Here is a 16,581-nt window from a genome sequence, read left to right as displayed (position 1 = left end):
GCGGCTCATCCATGCGCGCTCTCCTCCGCGTCCCACACGGGCGACTGTCGTTCCGGCTGCGCATGGCGACGGAGCCACAGCTCCCAGAGGGCATCGGCGAGGACGTCCACCGCGTCGTCCTGGCGCTGCTTCGGGGTGCTGGAGCGCCCCTTGGCTGAAACCTCATGCTGATTCGGCATCCGCGTATCCGTCGTCATGACAAAGGCCCGAGAGCGAAATCGAGGGGACACATGGCACTCGCAGCACTCCCGCCAGGCCGACGCCACTCGCCAAACGAGAAACACCGCGCATCGCAGCACTTCCCTGCTGCAGCCCGCAGGTGGAAGCAATTCAGGAGGTGAGCACTCACTCAGGAGGCCCCTTCCGCCGCGAAGCCATAGCCATGGCCACGCCACCCACGGCTTGCCTCTTCGACGTGTGAGAAGTCGTCCGCGGAGATGAAGGGCACCTTCGCGACATCAATCACCAGGGCACACCTGCGCAGGGACTTGCCGGCGAAGCAGACGCGCTCGCTGGGGGCAACGACGTACCCTCCCGCGCGGTGGTTTTCGTGAATGAGGCGTCGCAGCGCCTTCGTATCCACCATCTCTCCCCGGTAGTCGGTGCGCTTGCAGTACATCCGGTAGGCGTCGTAGGCGGACTCCAGGTGGACGCACAGCCGTCCCTCGACGAAGGCGTAATGAACGCGGTGCTTCAGCTCGCCCTGAATCGCCATGGTGGACAGCTTCTGGACAAAGACGTCGAGGGCGTTTCGCACGCCCTCCTCCTCCTCGAGGACGTCCTTCAGCACGGCGTCGACGGCCTCACGGGCGCCCAAGTCGGCGGGCAACGGGTAGCCACACTCTCGGGCGAACTCCTCGAAGAGGTGGATGCCCAACAGCATGGCCGTCACGTTGTCGGTGACGCGCGGAGGCGCCTGTCGCCCCTTCACGAAGGAGTCCGCGACGCGGCGGGCCAGGCGGTAGTCCTTGTCGAAGTCACGCCTCAGGCAGAATTGAATGTAGCGAGGGGCGAAGAGGGCGAGGCGCACAGACGTCACCTCGCGGAAGGCCGCCCGGTAGGCCGGCTGCTGCACCGTCGCCTTCTCCGGGCTGACGGGAAGAATGCGCTCCACGAGTGCCGCTTCCGTGGGCCGCGTCTCTCCGCAGACGCACAGCGGCGCCTGCAGCCGGTAGGTCGACACCGTCAAGTCCGGCCGGCCCCGCTCCTCCGTCTCTCCGCGGTAGAGGCGCCGCATGTAGCGGTGCACCAGGTGGAGGCGCGGCGGCGGCATGTCGTGGGGCTTGTACTCGTCCAACACCACCGGCACGGAGCGCGTCGAGGACAGCAACTTCACCAACGCAAACTCCGTCTCCGTCACGCTGTAGGCGTCCGAGGCCGGCACCCCGGCCAGCGGCCAGAAGACTTCCGTGCAGGTGCTGGACTTGCCGCTGCCCTGTGTCCCGTACGAGAAGAGAATGGGGAAGGAGCCCACCTTCTCCAAGAAGCGCGGCTTCATCGGCGTGGCGAAGAACCACCCCAACATGGGCAGCACCACCTGCGGCGTGTTGATGCGCGGCAGGTACTCGAAAACCGTACGCGCCACATCGTGGAAGCTGTCGTCGTCCGTGGCCTCGTAGCGGACGCGTGATTCGAGGGATGCCCCATTGGGCAGGTACGCCACGGGCGACGGGGAGAGAATGCCCTCCTTCCCAATGGTACATCCGGGCGCCACCCACACGTGGTGCGCCCCCTGCTTGAAGTCCCCCAGGACGCTGGTGCCCGGCAGCCGCGGCACCGCACGCCGCGCCACCGCGCGCAGCAGGCCCTGCACGTTGTTGTCGCTGCCCGTCCACTGCGTGTGGACGGAGGGCAGGTGGTGCAGCAGCTCCTTGCGCGAATTGAAGGCCCGCCTCGGCAGCCGGGCTCCTTCCATGCTGGTGCCCTTGTCCGTGCGGATGTCTCCAAGGAACACCTCCCCCTCTTCGGCTTCGACGACGGCCTTGGGCGTGAAGGTGAAGGAGGAGATGGCCTTCGCCTCTCCCCGCTGCGTCACCGTGTAGTAGCAGTACGCGTCCTCGAACACCTCGCCGTCGATGGTGTCGTCGCCGCTGCTTCCCTTCCCTCCCTTGGAGTCCGTGCCCTCAGCGCCCTCCGCACTCTCTCGCGCTGCTGAAGTGCGCACGGCGCGGGCCATGGACAGCCGCAGCTTCTGCGCGGGCAAGCCCGTGCGCACCTCCAGCAGGCCCAGGTACTTCTCCTGCGCGGACGGCGGACGGTGGGCGATGGCCTCCAGAATCGGCTTGAGGCGGTACTCCACGTCCTGGGCCGGCACCGTGGCCAGGCGCTCCACAGCCGCGTCGATGTCGAAGACGACGTCGTACAACTCGCAGCGCACGTCCGGCTCGCGGTTGACGCGGCAGAAGCCCAGGCCCTGGAGGGAGTGGCAGGGCGGCGCCACGGCCCCGTCCTCGCGGGCCGTGGCTACCACCTTCTCGTAGGCCTTGCGGATGTAGCCGGCGCCGTCCCGGCCCTTCAGCTTCCCCAGGCCGCGCCTGTCGTACTCGAGGACAAGCTCGGTGATTTCGTCGAGGCCCAGTCCCTTGTGCGTGAAGAAGCGCACCATGTTGAAGATGGCGACGCTCCGGTCCTCGGCGCCCTCCTGCCACAAGCTCTGCACCGGGCCGCACATCTCCACCGGGTGCGCCCAGTCGTACTCCCCCGTCTCCGTCCGGCGAGCCTTCACCGTCCCCAGCGGTGCCGAGGCGGAGGGTGCCAATGGCAGCGCCACCTGGGCCGGACGCGCCAGGTTCTCCACCGGCGGTTGCATCGGCGCATTCAGCAGGCGCTCCAGGAGCTGCGGATCCTCGACGCGCTCGAAGCCCGCGAGCGCCCGAGCTGCTCGGTGAGGCCGCTCCGCCGTCCCCGCCCCCTTCTGGGCGACAGTGCCCACCACCTTGATGATGCGGGCCACGTCGTGGATGGAGTCCACGCGCACGCGCTCGGAGGCGAAGCGGGCACGGAACTCGGCCTCGAAGGCCTTCAGTCCCGCCTGCACGCGCTCGTGGCTGTCGCCCTCCAGGGATTGCGGCGGCAGGGCGAACCAGAGCTGCGCCCCGTTGCCGCTCATCATCAGCCGCGGACGGACGAGGCCCTGCGCTTCACACCAGGCCGCGGCGGCTTCCGCCACCTGGAGCGTCAGCGAGAGCTCGTCCTCGGTGCTGGCCGTGTCCTTGGGGCGCACGGGGTCCAGGTCCACCACCGTGGCCGTCACCACCTCGATGTCCTTGCTGCCCGCCCCGGTCCTCAACGGGCGGAGGGCGTTGGGGGCCAGCTCGAGCAGGCGCCGGGGCCTGGGCTGGATGCCCACGTACACGTTGCCGCCGGCATTGGCCGCCACGCAGGCCGCGACGAAGGACTCCTCGTCGTCGAAGAAGCCCAGGCCGAGAAGTCCCCCGCCGCCCGGGCGGATGACGCGGACTTCGCTGACTCCGTGCTGTGCATGCGCCAGCCACCGCCACGTGGCGCGGATGGCGTCGGGGTTGGGAGTGCTTGGAGTGGTGTCAGAAGGTGTCGTCATCGAAGGTGCTCACTCCCTGCAGAGGCTCAATGTGCGCTGGCGGCGGCGGACACCCCCAGCACCGTGGCGTACTGCTGGCGGCGCTCCGCATGGTGGCGCCGGAGCAGCGGTACCTTCCCGTCGACGAAGTCGATGAGGACGGCGCTCTTCTTCTCCGGGTGGGGACGCATGAGGCGTCCGAGGCGCTGGACGGTGCGTCCACGCGCGCGGCCGGGGTACGCCAGGAAGACGCGCGAGAGGCGCGGCAAGTCGAGCCCCTCATCCGCCAGGCTGGTGGCCACCAGCACACGGACGCGCCCGGCGCGGGCCTGGTCCAGGAGGGCCTTGCGCGCTTCGCGCGGCACCTCGCTCGTCAACGCGGCGGCCGACAGGCCGGCAGCCGAGAGCCGATGCGCCAGCAGCTCGCAGTGGTCCACCCTTCCGGTGAGGACGAGGCACAGGTGGCCTGCCCACGCTTCGCGCGCCACGGCGCCGAGGACGAGGTCATTGCGCGCCTTGTCCTCCGCCAGCGCCTCGAGCATGGGCGCGTAGTCCGAGGCGCCGAAGTAGGCGTAGTCGAAGGCCGTCTCCACGGCGCGCACCTCGGGCACCACCAGCACGCCCCGCGCGACGAGGTCCTCGTGCTTCACGACGGCAAGGGGCGCGCCCAGGTACAGGCGCAAGAGCGGCGTCAGCCCGTCCTCCCGCTCGGGCGTCGCCGTCAGGCCCAGCCGGTAGCGCGCCGGGCAGCGGTCGACGAGGCGGTGGAAGGCGCTGGCGGCGATGTGGTGGGCCTCGTCGAGGACGAGCAAGCCGAAGCCATGAAGGAAGGCGTCGAGCTTCGCCTCGTCCCACCGCGCGAGGGACTGGACGACGGCCACGGTGACGGGCCGCACCTCCTCCTCCCCGGCCCCCACGAGGCCCGCCTCCAGCCCCAGGCGCTCGCGGATGTGCTCCCGCCACTGCTCCGCCAGGTCCAGGGTGTGGACGAGGATGAGCGTCGGCGTACGGAGCCGAGAGATTGCGCCGACGGCAAGGACGCTCTTCCCGGCCCCGCATGGGAGCACCGCCGTCCCCTGGGTGGCCTTCGCCAGGCGCTCCACTGCTGCGGCCTGGTAGTCGCGCAGCGGCACTACCGGCAGCTTCGCCAGGCGCTTGGGCGGCAGCACACGCGCGTCCTCGAAGGACAGCGTCAGGCCGGCCTCATCCGCGCCCCGGCGCAGCAGGTGAATGGCGCCGCGCGGCAGCACCAGCTCCCGCTCCTGCTGGCGGAAGAAGTACAGCGTCTGGGGCTCCGCTCCCGGGCGCTTGCGCAGCCGCACCAGCTTCAAGAAGGCAGGGTTGGGGAGGGAGAGTGCCCGGCAGAGGCCCTCCAGCATCTTGGGCGGCACCTCGCCCGCCGCGAGCCGCAGCCCAGCGTCCACCCGCACGCGAAGCGTCCGCACGCCTGTGGCCGTGCTCGCGTCGCGCACAGGCGCAGACGGCGCGGCCCCAACGCTGGAGTCCTGGGTGCGAGAGACAACACGTCCCCCGTCCCCGTGCATTTCGGAGAAGTCTTCCACCATTCTTGTCGTCCTCAGTGAGGCGCGTCGGGGGCACGCAGCAGGCCCCCTTCGCGCATGGCTACGGCAACCAGCTACGGCGAGGCGTGCTCACGGCCCGAAGGGGTCCACGTCCGCGACGCTCTCCGCGGAGTACTCGGCCACGAGGGAGTCGACGAAGGCGCGTGCCAGCTCCCCCTTCGACGCCGGCAAGTCGCGGATGCGCTGCACGCCGAACTTCTGGAGGAAGCGGTCCACCGCCTCGCGCGGCAGTCCCTTCAACGCAGTGGCCATCGCCTGGGCCAGCTTCACGTCGACGGGCTCGCCTGCTTTGGCATTGGAGGAAGCGCCCGCTGGCGAGGTGCCGCTCGCCGCAGCCGCCGCCTCGGCCGCATACAGCTTCGGCAGGTCATGCTGCTGCAACGACTGGAAGGCTGCCATCTCTTCTTGAGTGAGCTGCCGGTCCGGGAGGATGGAGTACGTCGTCTTCGTGTCCTTGGCCGCCCCCCTGCGCTTCACCTCGAAGGCCCACTTCTCCAGGCCATACTTCGCGCGCAGCTCCATCAGCGTGTTGAAGAAGGTGACAGCCTGCTCCATCACCTTCACCTCGCGAGTGTCATAGACGGCGACGTTGAGGGCCACGCGCAGCGAGGGCTTCTGCCCCTGGGCCTTCAGCTTCTCGTCGAAGGGGACGAACTTGTTGTCGAGGAAAACCACCTCGCGCGGGTGCGGCTCCCCGAGGAAGACGACGACGGCGGTGTCCCCGTCGTTCGCCAGCTTCAGCCAGGCGCCGCCCTGCTGCTCGTGTTGCTTGGCCATCGCGGCCGTCATCTCCCACATGTTGGGCATGTGCTTCACTCCTCCTTCTGGCAGTGCGTGGTGGAGACGGGACGCTCGCGCCGGTACACCGAGAACAACTCGGTGCCGTCCGCGGTGCAGCCCGCCGGCTCGACGTTGAAGTCCGCCTCGCTGTCGACGACGTGCTCGAGCTCCCAGCGGCGGAAGAGGCCCGGCATGCGGACGTAGTCGTTGGCCACGGCCCCTTCGCATTCGCAGCAGAGGCACGCGCCGCGCCTCTCCGTCTCCGGCGCCGAATCGCCCCGGCTCACCACCCGGAGGCGGTGTCCGTCGATGCGAGCGAAGAAGCGCACGAATGTTTCATCGTGCTCGAAATTGTTTCGCGCGGCTGTCTTCATTCAGTCCTTCCAGGTTGAAGGCAATACAGTGGCGTCGCTGTCCGCGCTGGCGGACAGGGCGTGTCGAAGCAGGCTTGGATTGGGGCGCGAGGCGGCCCCGTTACTCCCCCAATGTCAGGCGGCGCGCGAAGGGGACACGCGATTCGCGCTTCCCGTCAGCCGCCCGATGTCTTCCCGGTTGTTTCAGAATCCACAAACTCTAAAAAGCACCCCCACCCGCCGTTTCGGGACAAGAAATCTTTTCCGGGGATTTTTTTCTTCATTTTCCGCAGGCGAACCAGGGCTCGCCGGACGCGCTTGCGCGCCGTTTCGGGCGACATCCCAAGGCTCGCCGCCACCTCGACTGCGTCCTCTTCGCGAAGGATGAGGGACACCACCAACTCGGTGTCCTCTCCCGTCAGCGGGACGAGCCACGCGCGTAGCTCCTCCACCTCGGCGTTGAAGGAGCGGGCTCGCGAGACGAAGGGAGTGAGCCACGGCACCGAGGGCGCCCCGCCGTCCACGTCTGTCAGCGCCCCAAGGCGCGCGCGGCGGCGTTGCTCCACCAGCTCCTTGTGCCACGCCTTGAGGACGTCGCGCTCCGTCCCGCGCACGAGTGTCCCCGCCACGTGTCGTAGCTCGGCGTAACAGGTCCTCCGGAGTTCGGCGAACCCGGTCGGGGTGAGTTCGGCCAAACCGGTCCGCACCGGTTCGGCCAAACCGGTCCCCCGGGCCTCGTGCCGACAGGCCACGCTGGCTTCCCAAGGAAAGGGAAGTGGCGTGAGTAACCGGAGAGTGGAGATGGACCGGCTGCAGGAATTGGTGCGGTTGCACCGCCTGGGCACACCCGCGCGGCAAGTGGCCCAGGTGCTGCGAATGGGCGTGGACGTGGAGCGCAACTACCGCCGCGTGCTGGAGGCGGCGGGGCTGCTGCGGGGCGATGTGCAGGTGCTGCCCGAACTCGAGGTGCTCAAGGCCGCGGTGCTGGTGGCGCGGCCCGCGGCCCCGCCAGCGCCTCAGCAGACGTCCAGCCTGGAGGCGCACCGAGCCCAAGTGGAATCGTGGGTGGCCAAAGGCCTGCAGCCGCAGGCCATCTTCACCCGGCTGCAGATGGAGGCAGGGGTGCCGGTAGGCAGCCTCTCGGCCGTCAAACGCCTGGTGGGCAGCGTGCGTCGGGCGCAGGGCGTGAGTGAAGAGGACGTCGCCATCCCCGTGGAGACGGCCCCGGGCGAGGTGGCGCAGGTGGACTTCGGTGAAGTGGGCCGGCTGTACGACGCGGACACGGGGACGCTGCGGCGCGCCTGGGTGTTCGTCATGGTGCTCGGCTACAGCCGCCACCTCTTCGCCACGCTGGTGTTCGACCAGCGCGTGGAGACGTGGCTGCGCTGCCACGAGGCCGCCTTCGCGTACTTCGGCGGGGTGCCCCGCTGCGTGGTGCCCGACAACCTCAAGGCGGCGGTGGTACGCGCGGCCTTCGGGGTGGACGGGGAGAGGGCCCTGCAACGCAGCTACCGCGCGCTGGCGCGTCACTACGGCTTCATCGTCGACCCGGCCCCACCTCGCGCCCCCGAGAAGAAGGGCAAGGTGGAGGCGGGCGTGCGCTATGTGAAGGGCAACTTCTTCGCCGGGCGGGCCGGGGAGGACGCGCGCGAGTGCGAGGCCGCCCTGCAGCGCTGGCTGCGGGACGTGGCGTCGGTGCGCGTGCACGGCACGACGGGGCGCCAGCCGCGCCTCCTCTTCCAGCAGGCCGAGGCCGCGGCGCTGCGTGCGCTGCCGGCGGCCGCGTGGGCGCCCGAGGTGTGGCACGAGGCCCGCGTGCACAGAGACGCCCACGTCATGTACGGCCGACGGCTGTACTCGGTGCCCTGGCGCCTCATCGGCCAGCGCGTCTGGCTGTGCGTCACCGCCCACGACGTGCGCGTGTACGCCCAGGACGAGCGCGTGGCCACCCACCCGCTGCGCGGCGAGGGCCACCGCAGCACCGTGGAGGCCCACCTGCCCGAGGCGCGCGCGGCCCTGCGCCACCGCAGTCGCGGCCACTGGGAGGCGCGGGCGGCCCGGCTGGGCCCTCACACCGAGGCGTACGTGCGCGCCGTCTTCGACGCCGATGACGTCCTCAGCCAGCTGCGCTGCGTGCAGGCCATGGTGGTGCACCTGGAGGGCTTCCCGCGAGAGCGGGCCGATGCCGCGTGCCGCCGGGCGCTGCACTTCGGCAACCTGCGCTACCAGGGCCTCAAGGACATCCTGCGCCGAGGCCTGGACTTGCAGCCGTTGCCCCAGGACGGGCACCTGGCCATCGCCACGCCCGCCGCCACTGCTGCGCCGCCGGCTCCCCGCTACGCGCGCGACGTGCGCACGCTGCTGCGTTAGCGCCCCCCTCGCTGTCCCCGCAGTCCCACCCCGCTCAAGGAGTGTCCCCCCGCATGAGTACCTATGACGAGCTCGTCCCCGTGCTGAAGAAGCTGCGCCTGTCCGGGCTGCTGCAGTCCCTCGAGGTGCGCTGCCGGGAGGCGGCCGACGCCAACTTGTCGCTGACGGAATTCCTCTACCGACTGCTGGCCGACGAGGTGGAGCGGCGCGACGGCAAGCAGTTGGACGTGCGCCTGCGCCGTGCCGCCTTCGAGCGGCCCAGCACCCTGGAGGACTTCGACTTCTCCTTCAACACCTCCGTCCCGCGCGCCAAGGTGCTGGAGTTGGGCACCTGCACCTTTGTCGAGCGGCACGAGAACGTGCTCGTGGTGGGCCCGGCGGGCGTCGGCAAGAGTCACCTCGCCCAGGCGCTGGGACAGCGAGCTTGCCGCGCCGGCCACGCCGTCCTCTACGTGAGCGCCCACGACATGCTCACGCAGTTGCGCGCCTCACGCGCCGACAACAGCTACGAGCGGCGCCTCCTGCGCTTCACCACGCCAGCCCTGCTCATCATCGACGACCTCGGACTGCGGCCCCTCACGGGTGAGGAGGGTGTCGACCTGTACGAGATTATCCGTCGTCGCTACGAGCGTGCGGCCACTTGCATCACCTCCAATCGCGCCCTGGAGGAGTGGCCTCCGCTGTTTGGTGACGCACTGCTGGCCAGCGCCGCCATGGACCGACTGCTGCACCACTCCCATGTCCTCACCATCGAGGGTGACAGCTACCGCAACCCACCGCTCGCCAAGCGCACCCGAGCACCGCGCGCGGCCCACGCTGACACCGCCGCACGCTGACACCTGGCGGAGCCCCTGCCGGACCGGTTTGGCCGAACCCGCGCGGCCCACTCCGTCGCGATTCCTGGGCGCTTCACGTCCGGACCTGATTGGCCGAACCGAACAGCGACCTGATTGGCCGAGCCTTGACACCACGCGATGGACGCCTGACAAATTGACGCGTGCCACGAGGGCCATGAAGGACGCGGCCACCGAGGACACCACCTCCGCAGGCGGGCACTCCGTTCGCCTGAGACATCGGCGATACACGCTGTCCAACCCTGGCCACAGGCCCAGCCACAACACCGCCACGAAGAAGCTGGCCGCGCTCCCCATCTGCACCAATGTGACGAGGCCCGCGAGCAAGCCATCTTTGACGTGAGAATCGCCTTCTCGCGCCGTGAGAAATGAAACAAGAGCCTCCGGCTCCTCGAAGTCGGCGAGCGCCTCCCAGTTGCTCCGCACCAGGCGGTAGGCGCGCCGCGCCTCGGCCGTCTGGAGAGCCCCGCCCAGCTCCCGATGGAGAGCATCCCAGCTACGACTCACAGATGAATGCCGTCCCGGCTCCACGCTCGGCGCGCGGGAGGTGCCGGATGAGAGGGGAAACAAGGCCGAGCCCCGTTAAGGGAATGGCGCCAGTGCCTCCGAGGCGACCCCGTCTTCCGTGGGAGCCTCATGGCTGCGGCGCATCAGTCGAACGAAGAGGAGGGCGCTACATGCGCCCGAGCCCCCAGAGGCCTCTCTACGGTGACGGGCGAGCCCCCTTCCTACTCGGGGCACGGCAACGGGAGAGCGGCGTGCCTAGGGATGCCAGGACGAGGCTCCCTCGGCGAAGGCCCCGTGCAATCCGAATGGCGCACGAGGGCCTCGGCGCCAGAGCCGGGGCAATCACAATAAAACCGCGCATCCTGCTGAAACCGGAATCCACGCAGCCTCTCCTTACAGGCCAAGGACGGCACCGCGCTGAGACATGCCCGCGAGTAATACGAGCGACACCGTGCAACCTGGGCGTGACCACGGCGTGACGGCGTGACGAAAAACGCGACTCCAGGCCTTCCATGCCGCCGACACTCCTCCGCGTTTCATGGCGATACTTGTTATTCATGTATCAACCCCCTCCCTAGCTCCCAATAGCCAGACATTCACGCATTCGGTGGCGCTCTCGCGACGCTCGAATTTTTCAGCAATGCCATCCAGGCCGACCGCTGTGACCTTGAGGACATGGCCGCGCGCGGCTTGCGACTTTCATGCCCGCACGTCGCCGCTCGGGTCCCGTCCATGCAGAAGGAGCTGGGCCGTCCATGCACGCGGACGTGCGCGAAGTGAAACACCTTCTCCCTCTGTATCATCACCCCTCTTCCGCCGGACTGCGCCTCAGAAAATCGACGAGCGACGGCTCTGGAAGGGCCCAAATGACGCGGAAGGGGTCAACTCCGGCGAGGGGCGGTTCCCGCTCCGCTTCATGCGCGTGGAGGCCGTTTCCGGCCGTCCTGCGGCCATTCACAGGCATTGGCCCTACCGCGTCCAGCCACGCCACACCTTCGCCCTGCATGCTTCTTCACAACCAGCCACACCACTTTCACTCAACGTCTTGAGGGTGGCAGAGGTGGCAGGTGGGTGGCAGTACCATCTGCCACCTTTTTCTTCTTTCAATTCAACAACTTATCTCTTGGTGGCAGTGGTGGCAGTCTTTTTTCGAGTACCCCTACGTAGCGGGCGCGCGCATATTTGAATGGCACTATTCAATAGGGGAATCGGAGGCTCACTCTCCCTAGGGTGCATTACCCCAAAAAACACTGCCACCATTGCCACCACTGCCACTCGATTGATTTCACTGGGGAATTTCGTGGCAGTCTTTCAAGAAGTGCCTGCCACCGGCTGCCACCTTTCTGCCACCCGGTGAAGGCATGTCCCCGAAATCGCGCCGGAGGCCTTTGTTCTGCCTTATGGCCGCGCGTCATTCGCACCGGAAAAATCAAAAAAGAAATCGGGCAAAAAGATTTCTTGTCCCGAAACGGAGGGAGGGGGTGCTTTTAGGGTGTATCGGCAAACACGCGCCGCCGACCTCCGCGCATGGCCCTTACACATCACCTCCAGCCCACCCCCGCTCAACAACGTCCGCCAGGCGTGACGTGCGAAGTGTATGTCCGCGGCGAGGGCAAGCACTGCCTGCACTACTGGCCTGGCGGTGGCTGCACCCTGCCCAGCGTGGGCACCTGCACCGAATGGCTGAAGGTGAATCGGCAGGCCCGGCCTCATCGTGACGTGGCCGCGCCGCATGCCCCCGTTCCTCCGGCGAAGTCCGCCACGGCTGCGGTGGATCTCTTCGGCCATCCCCTGTCCGAGGCAGGCTCGAAGAAGCTCGCCCCGGCTCCCGCCTCCAAGTCCGCGCCGCCCACTCCGTCTCCCGATGTGAAGGAGCTGGACGCGGAGTCCCCGCTCTCCGCCCTGCGCGGCCTCACCGACGAGGACATCGCCAGCTTCAGGGCCCTCAACGCCGAGGTGTGCTTCCGCTCCGAGACCTACGGCGAGGTGTGGCTCGTCCCCGCCTACACCGGCCAGGCCCGGAAGGAGCTCACCCCGGAGCACGCCGCCACACTGGTGCGCGTCCTGTCTGCCTTCCCGGGCTCGCGCGTCATGTCCTTCGAGAAACGGCAAGCCTCCGCGGACGAGGTGTCGCCGTGAGCGTGCCCCGAGCCTGTGAAACACACGCAGGTGGTCGCACTGCCCGACCCCTTCGACTTGATGTGTCTCTCGAAAAGAGCGTGATGACTGACTCGCGACACGCCACTGCACCGGCCCGGAGGCCCACGTCATGAGCGCCCTGCGAAACCAGCATTTGTCATACAGCCGGCTGAGCCGCTTCGAGGCCTGCCCACTGTCCTACCGGCTCCACTATCTCGACAAGCACACCGCCGAGCCCGGCGTCCCTCTGAGCTTCGGCAAGGCGCTGCACGCCGTCCTCGAGCGGCTCCTCCAGGAAGTCATCGACACCGAGTACGCGGGCCCGCTCTCCGAGGAACGCGCCCTCCAGCTCTACCGTGAAGCATGGGCCGCCTCGGGCCTCTCCGGCCTGGACCTCTTCCAGCAGGGCCTCGGCATCCTCCAGGACTTCGTCCGCCAGCAGGGCCGCGTAGACGCCCGCGACATCCTCGCCGTCGAGAAGGAGTTCCGGTTGCCGGTAGGCCCCTTCACCGTCCTGGGCTTCATTGACCGGGTCGACTGGGTGGACGACGAGACAGTCCACGTCATGGACTACAAGTCCAACTACCAGCTCTTCACCCGCGAGGAGCTGGACTCCAGCCTCCAGCTCAGCCTCTACGCCCTCGCCGCCCGACGACTCTGGCCCTGGGCGAAGAAGGTGCGCCTCTCCATGTGGATGCTGCGCCACGGCGTGCGACAGGAGACGACGCGCACCGAGGAGCAGTTGGAAGCCGCCCTCGCTTACGTCGAGACGCTGGGCCAGCAGATGGAGACGGCGGAGTCCTTCCCCGCCCGCCTCAACCCCAACTGCGTCTACTGCGACCACCGGCGCAACTGCCCCGCCTACGCCCAGGCGCTGGAGGGCCGACGTGAAGTCGTCTGCGAGGACACGTCTGACTTGGAGTCCGTCGCCCGCGAGCGCCAGGAAGTCGCCCACCTCGCGAAGATTCTCGGCGCGCGCAAGGCGGAGCTGGAGGGCGTCCTCCGAGCCCACCTCGCCGAGCAGGACGAACTCGTCCTCGCCGGCACGCGCTACCGCATGTTCAACACCACCAGCCTCGACTACCCGCTGGAGCCCACCGTCGCGGTGCTGGCCCGCGCCACCGGCCTCCCCCGTGAGGAGTTGGTGGAGCGCCTCGCCAGCGTCGAGAAGAAGGCCCTCGACGCGGTGCTGAAGGACGCGGGCAAGCGCCTGGGCACCGCCCGCGTCGCGCTGCTGAAGGCCGAGCTGGACTCCCTCGCCGCCAAACACCACTCGCCCCGCTTCTGGGCCAAGGAGGTCGCATAGATGCTGTCCGCTCACCCTGCTTCCGACACCACCCCTGTTTCGCCCCTCCCGCCGGTGCTCTTCCCCAGCATCCCGCCGCACCTGCGGACGCTCGCCTTCATTGACTTGGAGACGACCGGCCTGGATGCCTCCCGGCACGAAGTGCTGGAGGTGGCCATCCTCCGCGTCGACGCCCGCAGCCTCAAGGTGCTGGCGGAGTACGAGGCCCGCGTGAAGCCCACCCGGCTGGCCGACGCGCACCCCGAAGCCCTGGCCGTGTGCGGCTACTCCGACGAGGAGTGGCGGGACGCCCTGCCCTTGCAGGAAGTCTTGGCCACCGTGACGCCGCTCCTGGCGGGCACCCTCGTGGCCGGCCACAACACCAGCTTCGACTGGGGCTTCCTCACCGAGGGCTACCGTCGCACCGGGCTGGCTCTGCCCAGCGTCGACTACCACCGCCTCGACACCGCCAGCCTCGCGTGGCCGCTACTCGCCACGGGCGAAGTGGAATCCCTCTCCCTCAACGCCCTGGCCAAGCGCTTCGGCCTCCACCGGCCGACGCCTCACCGTGCCATGGCGGACGCTCGCTGCGCGCTGGAGGTGGCCCGCTGCCTCGCCGTGCGCATGGCGCGTGGTGGCCACATGGAGCGGCTGCTGGAGGAGTCGGGAGGTGTCTCGTGAGTGGCGCGTCCTCCCGCCGCAAGGGCGCAGATTTCGAGCGAGCCCTCGTCCACCGCTTCCGGGAAGCGATGCCCGAGGCCCTCATCCGCCGCGGCCTCCAGTACCGCACCGGGCAGGAGATGTCCGACGTCGAGGTGCCGTGCTTCTGGGTCGAAGCGAAGGCCCACCAGCGGACCAACGTCCGCGAAGCCATGCGTCAGGCGGTGGAGACGTGCCCGCCGGGCCGCTGGCCGCTGGCCGTCTGCAAGGACGATGGGCAGCCGCCCCTCGTCACCATGCAGTTGGATGACTTCCTCGAGTTGGTGCGCGAGTGGTGGGAGGCCCGTCCCCGGTGAGTGACTTCTTCGGCCACCTTCTGGGCTTGCTGCGTGTGGAGGCGCTCGCCTCTCGGCACCAGGCCGTCTTCGCGGCTGGCCGCACGCGGCGGCCGGACTTCGCGCGTCATGCCTCGCTCGAATCGGTGCTGGCCTCGCTGGCTGACGCGCGCGCGGAGACGTATCCGGAGCGGGAAGCCCTCACCCGGGCCCTGGTGGCCGAAGTGCAGGCCTCCTCCAGCCCCGCGTGGACGGCGGCCCTCGCCTCCGCCTACGCCCCCATGTTGCGCCGCCTGCGCCGCCGCCTCCTCAGCAACGCGGTGTCGCGGGAGGACCTCGACCAGCTCGTCATCGCCACCTTCCTCGCCGTTGCGCGCGGATTCCCGCTCGCGCGCTGGGGTGACTGGACGGCGGCCCGCCTGCGCCAGCAGACGGCGCGCGAGGTGTTCCGCCACCTCCGGAAGGAGCGCGCGGAGCAGCACGAGACGTACACCCAGGCGCAGCTCGCCGAGTGGCTGCCCGACACGCGTCACGCCACGCCGGTGGAGAGCCCCAGGCGCCCCAGCGTCCGCCGCAGCTTCGTGAAGCGCGACGCCGTGCTGGTGCATCTGGCCCAGGCCACCCTGCCACGCAGCGACGTCGAGGTCCTCATGGCCACCGTCGTCCGGCGCGAGAAGCTGCGCACCTACGTCAGCCGCCTCGTCGAAGGTGACGCCGCCGAGGCGGAGAGGACGTACCAGCGCCTGAAGCGCCAGCGCACGCGGCTCATGCAGCGCCTACGCACCCAGGTTGTCGATGCGGTGGCCCAGCCCGCCACCGGCTGCTGAGGGAAGGTATGGCCCAGAAGAAGCCCCTCAAGAAGCTGGGGCGCCCCACCAAGGCTGAAGGCCCCCGGCTGCCTCATGACGAGGTGGACCGGCTCCTCGTGGAAGGGGAGGAGGTTCCCACCACGCGAGGCCGCGTGAAGCGGCGCTTCCCTTCCCTGCGCGAGCTGGCGGAGCGCTTCGGTGTCGCTCACAGCGCCGTCGCCAAGTACGCCCAGCAGCACGACTGCCTCGGCCGGCGAAAGCGCCTCCTCGCGGGCCAGCAGCCGGAGGAGCCGGACGAGCCGCCCGCGTCGGCCGAAGCGCCGCCGCCTCCACCTCCGAAGCGGAAGACGGGCCGCCCCCGCAAGTCCGAAGAGCCCGCGCTCCCGCGCCAGGAGCTGGACCGAGCGCTCGTCTTCGGCGACGTGAAGTCGCTCCCCGACGGATCCACCATGACGTCCTACGCCTCGTACCGCGAGCTGGCCGAGCGCTTCGGTGTCGCCACCTCCCTCGTCGCCAACTACGCGAAGGAGCACAACTGCCTGCGCCGCCGCGACGAGGCCAAGACGCGCATCGCTACCAAGGCGGACCAGAAGCTCATCGAGCTGCGCGCCAACGCCATCGCCGTCTCCAAGGACGACGCGCTGAAGATGATTGACGGCTACCTCCTCGGCTTCGAGGAGGCCCTCGCTGAAGGGCGCGTGCGCGTCGACAACCCCACCGACTTCAACACCATGGTGCGCCTGAAGGAGTTCGTCCAAGGCGGCGCCGACTCCCGCCAGGAGCTGCACGCCACTTTCTCGCTGGAGGGCCTGCAGGCGCGGCACGCCCAGGCCCTGCGCGCTGCACGCGAGACGACACCCGCCGAGCGCGGCGAAGTGGATGCGGAGGTGACGGCGAGCGACGACGAGGACCTCGGCACGGCCGCCCCGGAGCACACCAAGGACGACGCCCTCGTGGCTCCTCCGACAGACGTCGCGGCCCCCGCCGACCCCGTTTGAAAGTGCCCATCGGCAAGTGAACGCGGGCACTTTCGCGTTCAGTTTCGCCGTTCACTCTCGCCGCGCCGGGCCGCGCCAGGCCAGACCTGGTGACAGTCCCCCCGGGAGCTCTACCAGGCGCGCGGAAGCACACGCCTGGCGCCACAGCCTTCGTGGTTACGCGAGGTTACGGCGAACAGCCACCAGGCCCATGAGCGCCGCGGTAGGAGTTCGGGCCTGAACTCGCGCGCGGAAGCACACTCCGTCCGGAGTGCTGGACGCCCGCGCTCCGTTCACTTCCCCGCCCCACCCGCCCCTCCTTCGCTGAGGCCCCGCTGGCCGCCGCGTGGCCCACCTGGCGCGCGGCCCCGGTTGGCCCCGCGCACCGCGC

The 16,581-nt window shown here is 69.1% G+C and carries 14 protein-coding genes; 8 read left to right on the top strand and 6 right to left on the bottom strand.

Annotated elements, in window-relative coordinates; genetic code table 11:
• Nucleotides 1–5 precede the first annotated feature (5 nt).
• From MYMAC_RS37170 to MYMAC_RS07930, 6 genes are all read right to left on the bottom strand, one after another.
• Complete coding sequence (locus MYMAC_RS37170; protein WP_170114710.1) at nt 6–179, bottom strand: hypothetical protein; 174 nt, start codon at nt 177–179, stop codon at nt 6–8.
• A 170-nt stretch (nt 180–349) separates the two neighbouring features.
• Nucleotides 350–3,559 carry a hypothetical protein gene (locus MYMAC_RS07950; protein ID WP_095957630.1) on the bottom strand — a complete coding sequence of 1,070 codons (3,210 nt, stop codon included), beginning with the start codon at nt 3,557–3,559 and terminating at the stop codon, nt 350–352.
• A 26-nt stretch (nt 3,560–3,585) separates the two neighbouring features.
• Nucleotides 3,586–5,103, bottom strand: coding sequence for a DEAD/DEAH box helicase (locus MYMAC_RS07945; RefSeq protein WP_095957629.1), 1,518 nt, complete (start codon nt 5,101–5,103; stop codon nt 3,586–3,588).
• Nucleotides 5,104–5,190: 87 nt separating this feature from the next.
• On the bottom strand, nt 5,191–5,928 hold the full coding sequence (locus tag MYMAC_RS07940; protein ID WP_095961515.1) for a hypothetical protein: 738 nt from the start codon (nt 5,926–5,928) through the stop codon (nt 5,191–5,193).
• Between the two features lie 5 nt (nt 5,929–5,933).
• On the bottom strand, nt 5,934–6,275 hold the full coding sequence (locus MYMAC_RS07935; RefSeq protein ID WP_095957628.1) for a hypothetical protein: 342 nt from the start codon (nt 6,273–6,275) through the stop codon (nt 5,934–5,936).
• Nucleotides 6,276–6,430: 155 nt separating this feature from the next.
• The gene (locus tag MYMAC_RS07930; RefSeq protein WP_239989410.1) at nt 6,431–6,949 is read right to left on the bottom strand and encodes a hypothetical protein; all 519 of its coding nucleotides are present in this window, start codon (nt 6,947–6,949) and stop codon (nt 6,431–6,433) included.
• A gap of 85 nt (nt 6,950–7,034) precedes the next feature.
• Here MYMAC_RS07930 and istA point away from each other — a divergent pair, with 85 nt between their 5' ends.
• The 8 genes from istA (at nt 7,035) to MYMAC_RS07885 (ending at nt 16,211) form a co-directional block, all read left to right on the top strand.
• On the top strand, nt 7,035–8,624 hold the full coding sequence (istA, locus tag MYMAC_RS07925) for an IS21 family transposase (protein ID WP_239989409.1): 1,590 nt from the start codon (nt 7,035–7,037) through the stop codon (nt 8,622–8,624).
• A 53-nt stretch (nt 8,625–8,677) separates the two neighbouring features.
• On the top strand, nt 8,678–9,460 hold the full coding sequence (gene istB, locus MYMAC_RS07920; protein WP_013935609.1) for an IS21-like element helper ATPase IstB: 783 nt from the start codon (nt 8,678–8,680) through the stop codon (nt 9,458–9,460).
• A 2,052-nt stretch (nt 9,461–11,512) separates the two neighbouring features.
• A complete protein-coding gene (locus tag MYMAC_RS07910; RefSeq protein ID WP_095957626.1) occupies nt 11,513–12,124 on the top strand; it encodes a hypothetical protein in 612 nt (203 codons plus the stop codon).
• 130 nt (nt 12,125–12,254) lie between these two features.
• On the top strand, nt 12,255–13,430 hold the full coding sequence (locus MYMAC_RS07905) for a RecB family exonuclease (RefSeq protein WP_095957625.1): 1,176 nt from the start codon (nt 12,255–12,257) through the stop codon (nt 13,428–13,430).
• Nucleotides 13,431–14,090, top strand: a complete 660-nt coding sequence (locus tag MYMAC_RS07900) for a 3'-5' exonuclease (RefSeq protein WP_095957624.1) — start codon at nt 13,431–13,433, stop codon at nt 14,088–14,090.
• Nucleotides 14,087–14,425, top strand: a complete 339-nt coding sequence (locus MYMAC_RS07895; protein WP_095957623.1) for a hypothetical protein — start codon at nt 14,087–14,089, stop codon at nt 14,423–14,425. The genes MYMAC_RS07900 and MYMAC_RS07895 overlap by 4 nt, the downstream gene beginning before the upstream one ends.
• Nucleotides 14,401–15,231 carry a hypothetical protein gene (locus MYMAC_RS07890; RefSeq protein ID WP_095957622.1) on the top strand — a complete coding sequence of 277 codons (831 nt, stop codon included), beginning with the start codon at nt 14,401–14,403 and terminating at the stop codon, nt 15,229–15,231. Before MYMAC_RS07895 ends, MYMAC_RS07890 begins: the two co-directional genes overlap by 25 nt.
• A gap of 8 nt (nt 15,232–15,239) precedes the next feature.
• Entirely contained in the window at nt 15,240–16,211 is a 972-nt protein-coding gene (locus tag MYMAC_RS07885; protein ID WP_095957621.1) for an AT hook motif domain protein, read from the top strand.
• The last annotated feature ends 370 nt before the right edge of the window (nt 16,212–16,581 follow it).

This window comes from Corallococcus macrosporus DSM 14697, from assembly GCF_002305895.1.
In the GTDB taxonomy this organism is placed as follows: domain Bacteria; phylum Myxococcota; class Myxococcia; order Myxococcales; family Myxococcaceae; genus Myxococcus; species Myxococcus macrosporus.
The sequence above is the reverse complement of the archived record's forward strand: the minus strand, read 5'-3'. Positions and strand labels throughout refer to the sequence as shown.

Coding starts and splice junctions, on each gene's coding strand:
- MYMAC_RS37170 (WP_170114710.1), bottom strand. CDS start 179: ATGCCGAATCAGCATGAGGTTTCAGCCAAGGGGCGCTCCAGCACCCCG.
- MYMAC_RS07950 (WP_095957630.1), bottom strand. CDS start 3,559: ATGACGACACCTTCTGACACCACTCCAAGCACTCCCAACCCCGACGCC.
- MYMAC_RS07945 (WP_095957629.1), bottom strand. CDS start 5,103: ATGGTGGAAGACTTCTCCGAAATGCACGGGGACGGGGGACGTGTTGTC.
- MYMAC_RS07940 (WP_095961515.1), bottom strand. CDS start 5,928: ATGCCCAACATGTGGGAGATGACGGCCGCGATGGCCAAGCAACACGAG.
- MYMAC_RS07935 (WP_095957628.1), bottom strand. CDS start 6,275: ATGAAGACAGCCGCGCGAAACAATTTCGAGCACGATGAAACATTCGTG.
- istB (WP_013935609.1), top strand. CDS start 8,678: ATGAGTACCTATGACGAGCTCGTCCCCGTGCTGAAGAAGCTGCGCCTG.
- MYMAC_RS07910 (WP_095957626.1), top strand. CDS start 11,513: ATGGCCCTTACACATCACCTCCAGCCCACCCCCGCTCAACAACGTCCG.
- MYMAC_RS07905 (WP_095957625.1), top strand. CDS start 12,255: ATGAGCGCCCTGCGAAACCAGCATTTGTCATACAGCCGGCTGAGCCGC.
- MYMAC_RS07900 (WP_095957624.1), top strand. CDS start 13,431: ATGCTGTCCGCTCACCCTGCTTCCGACACCACCCCTGTTTCGCCCCTC.
- MYMAC_RS07885 (WP_095957621.1), top strand. CDS start 15,240: ATGGCCCAGAAGAAGCCCCTCAAGAAGCTGGGGCGCCCCACCAAGGCT.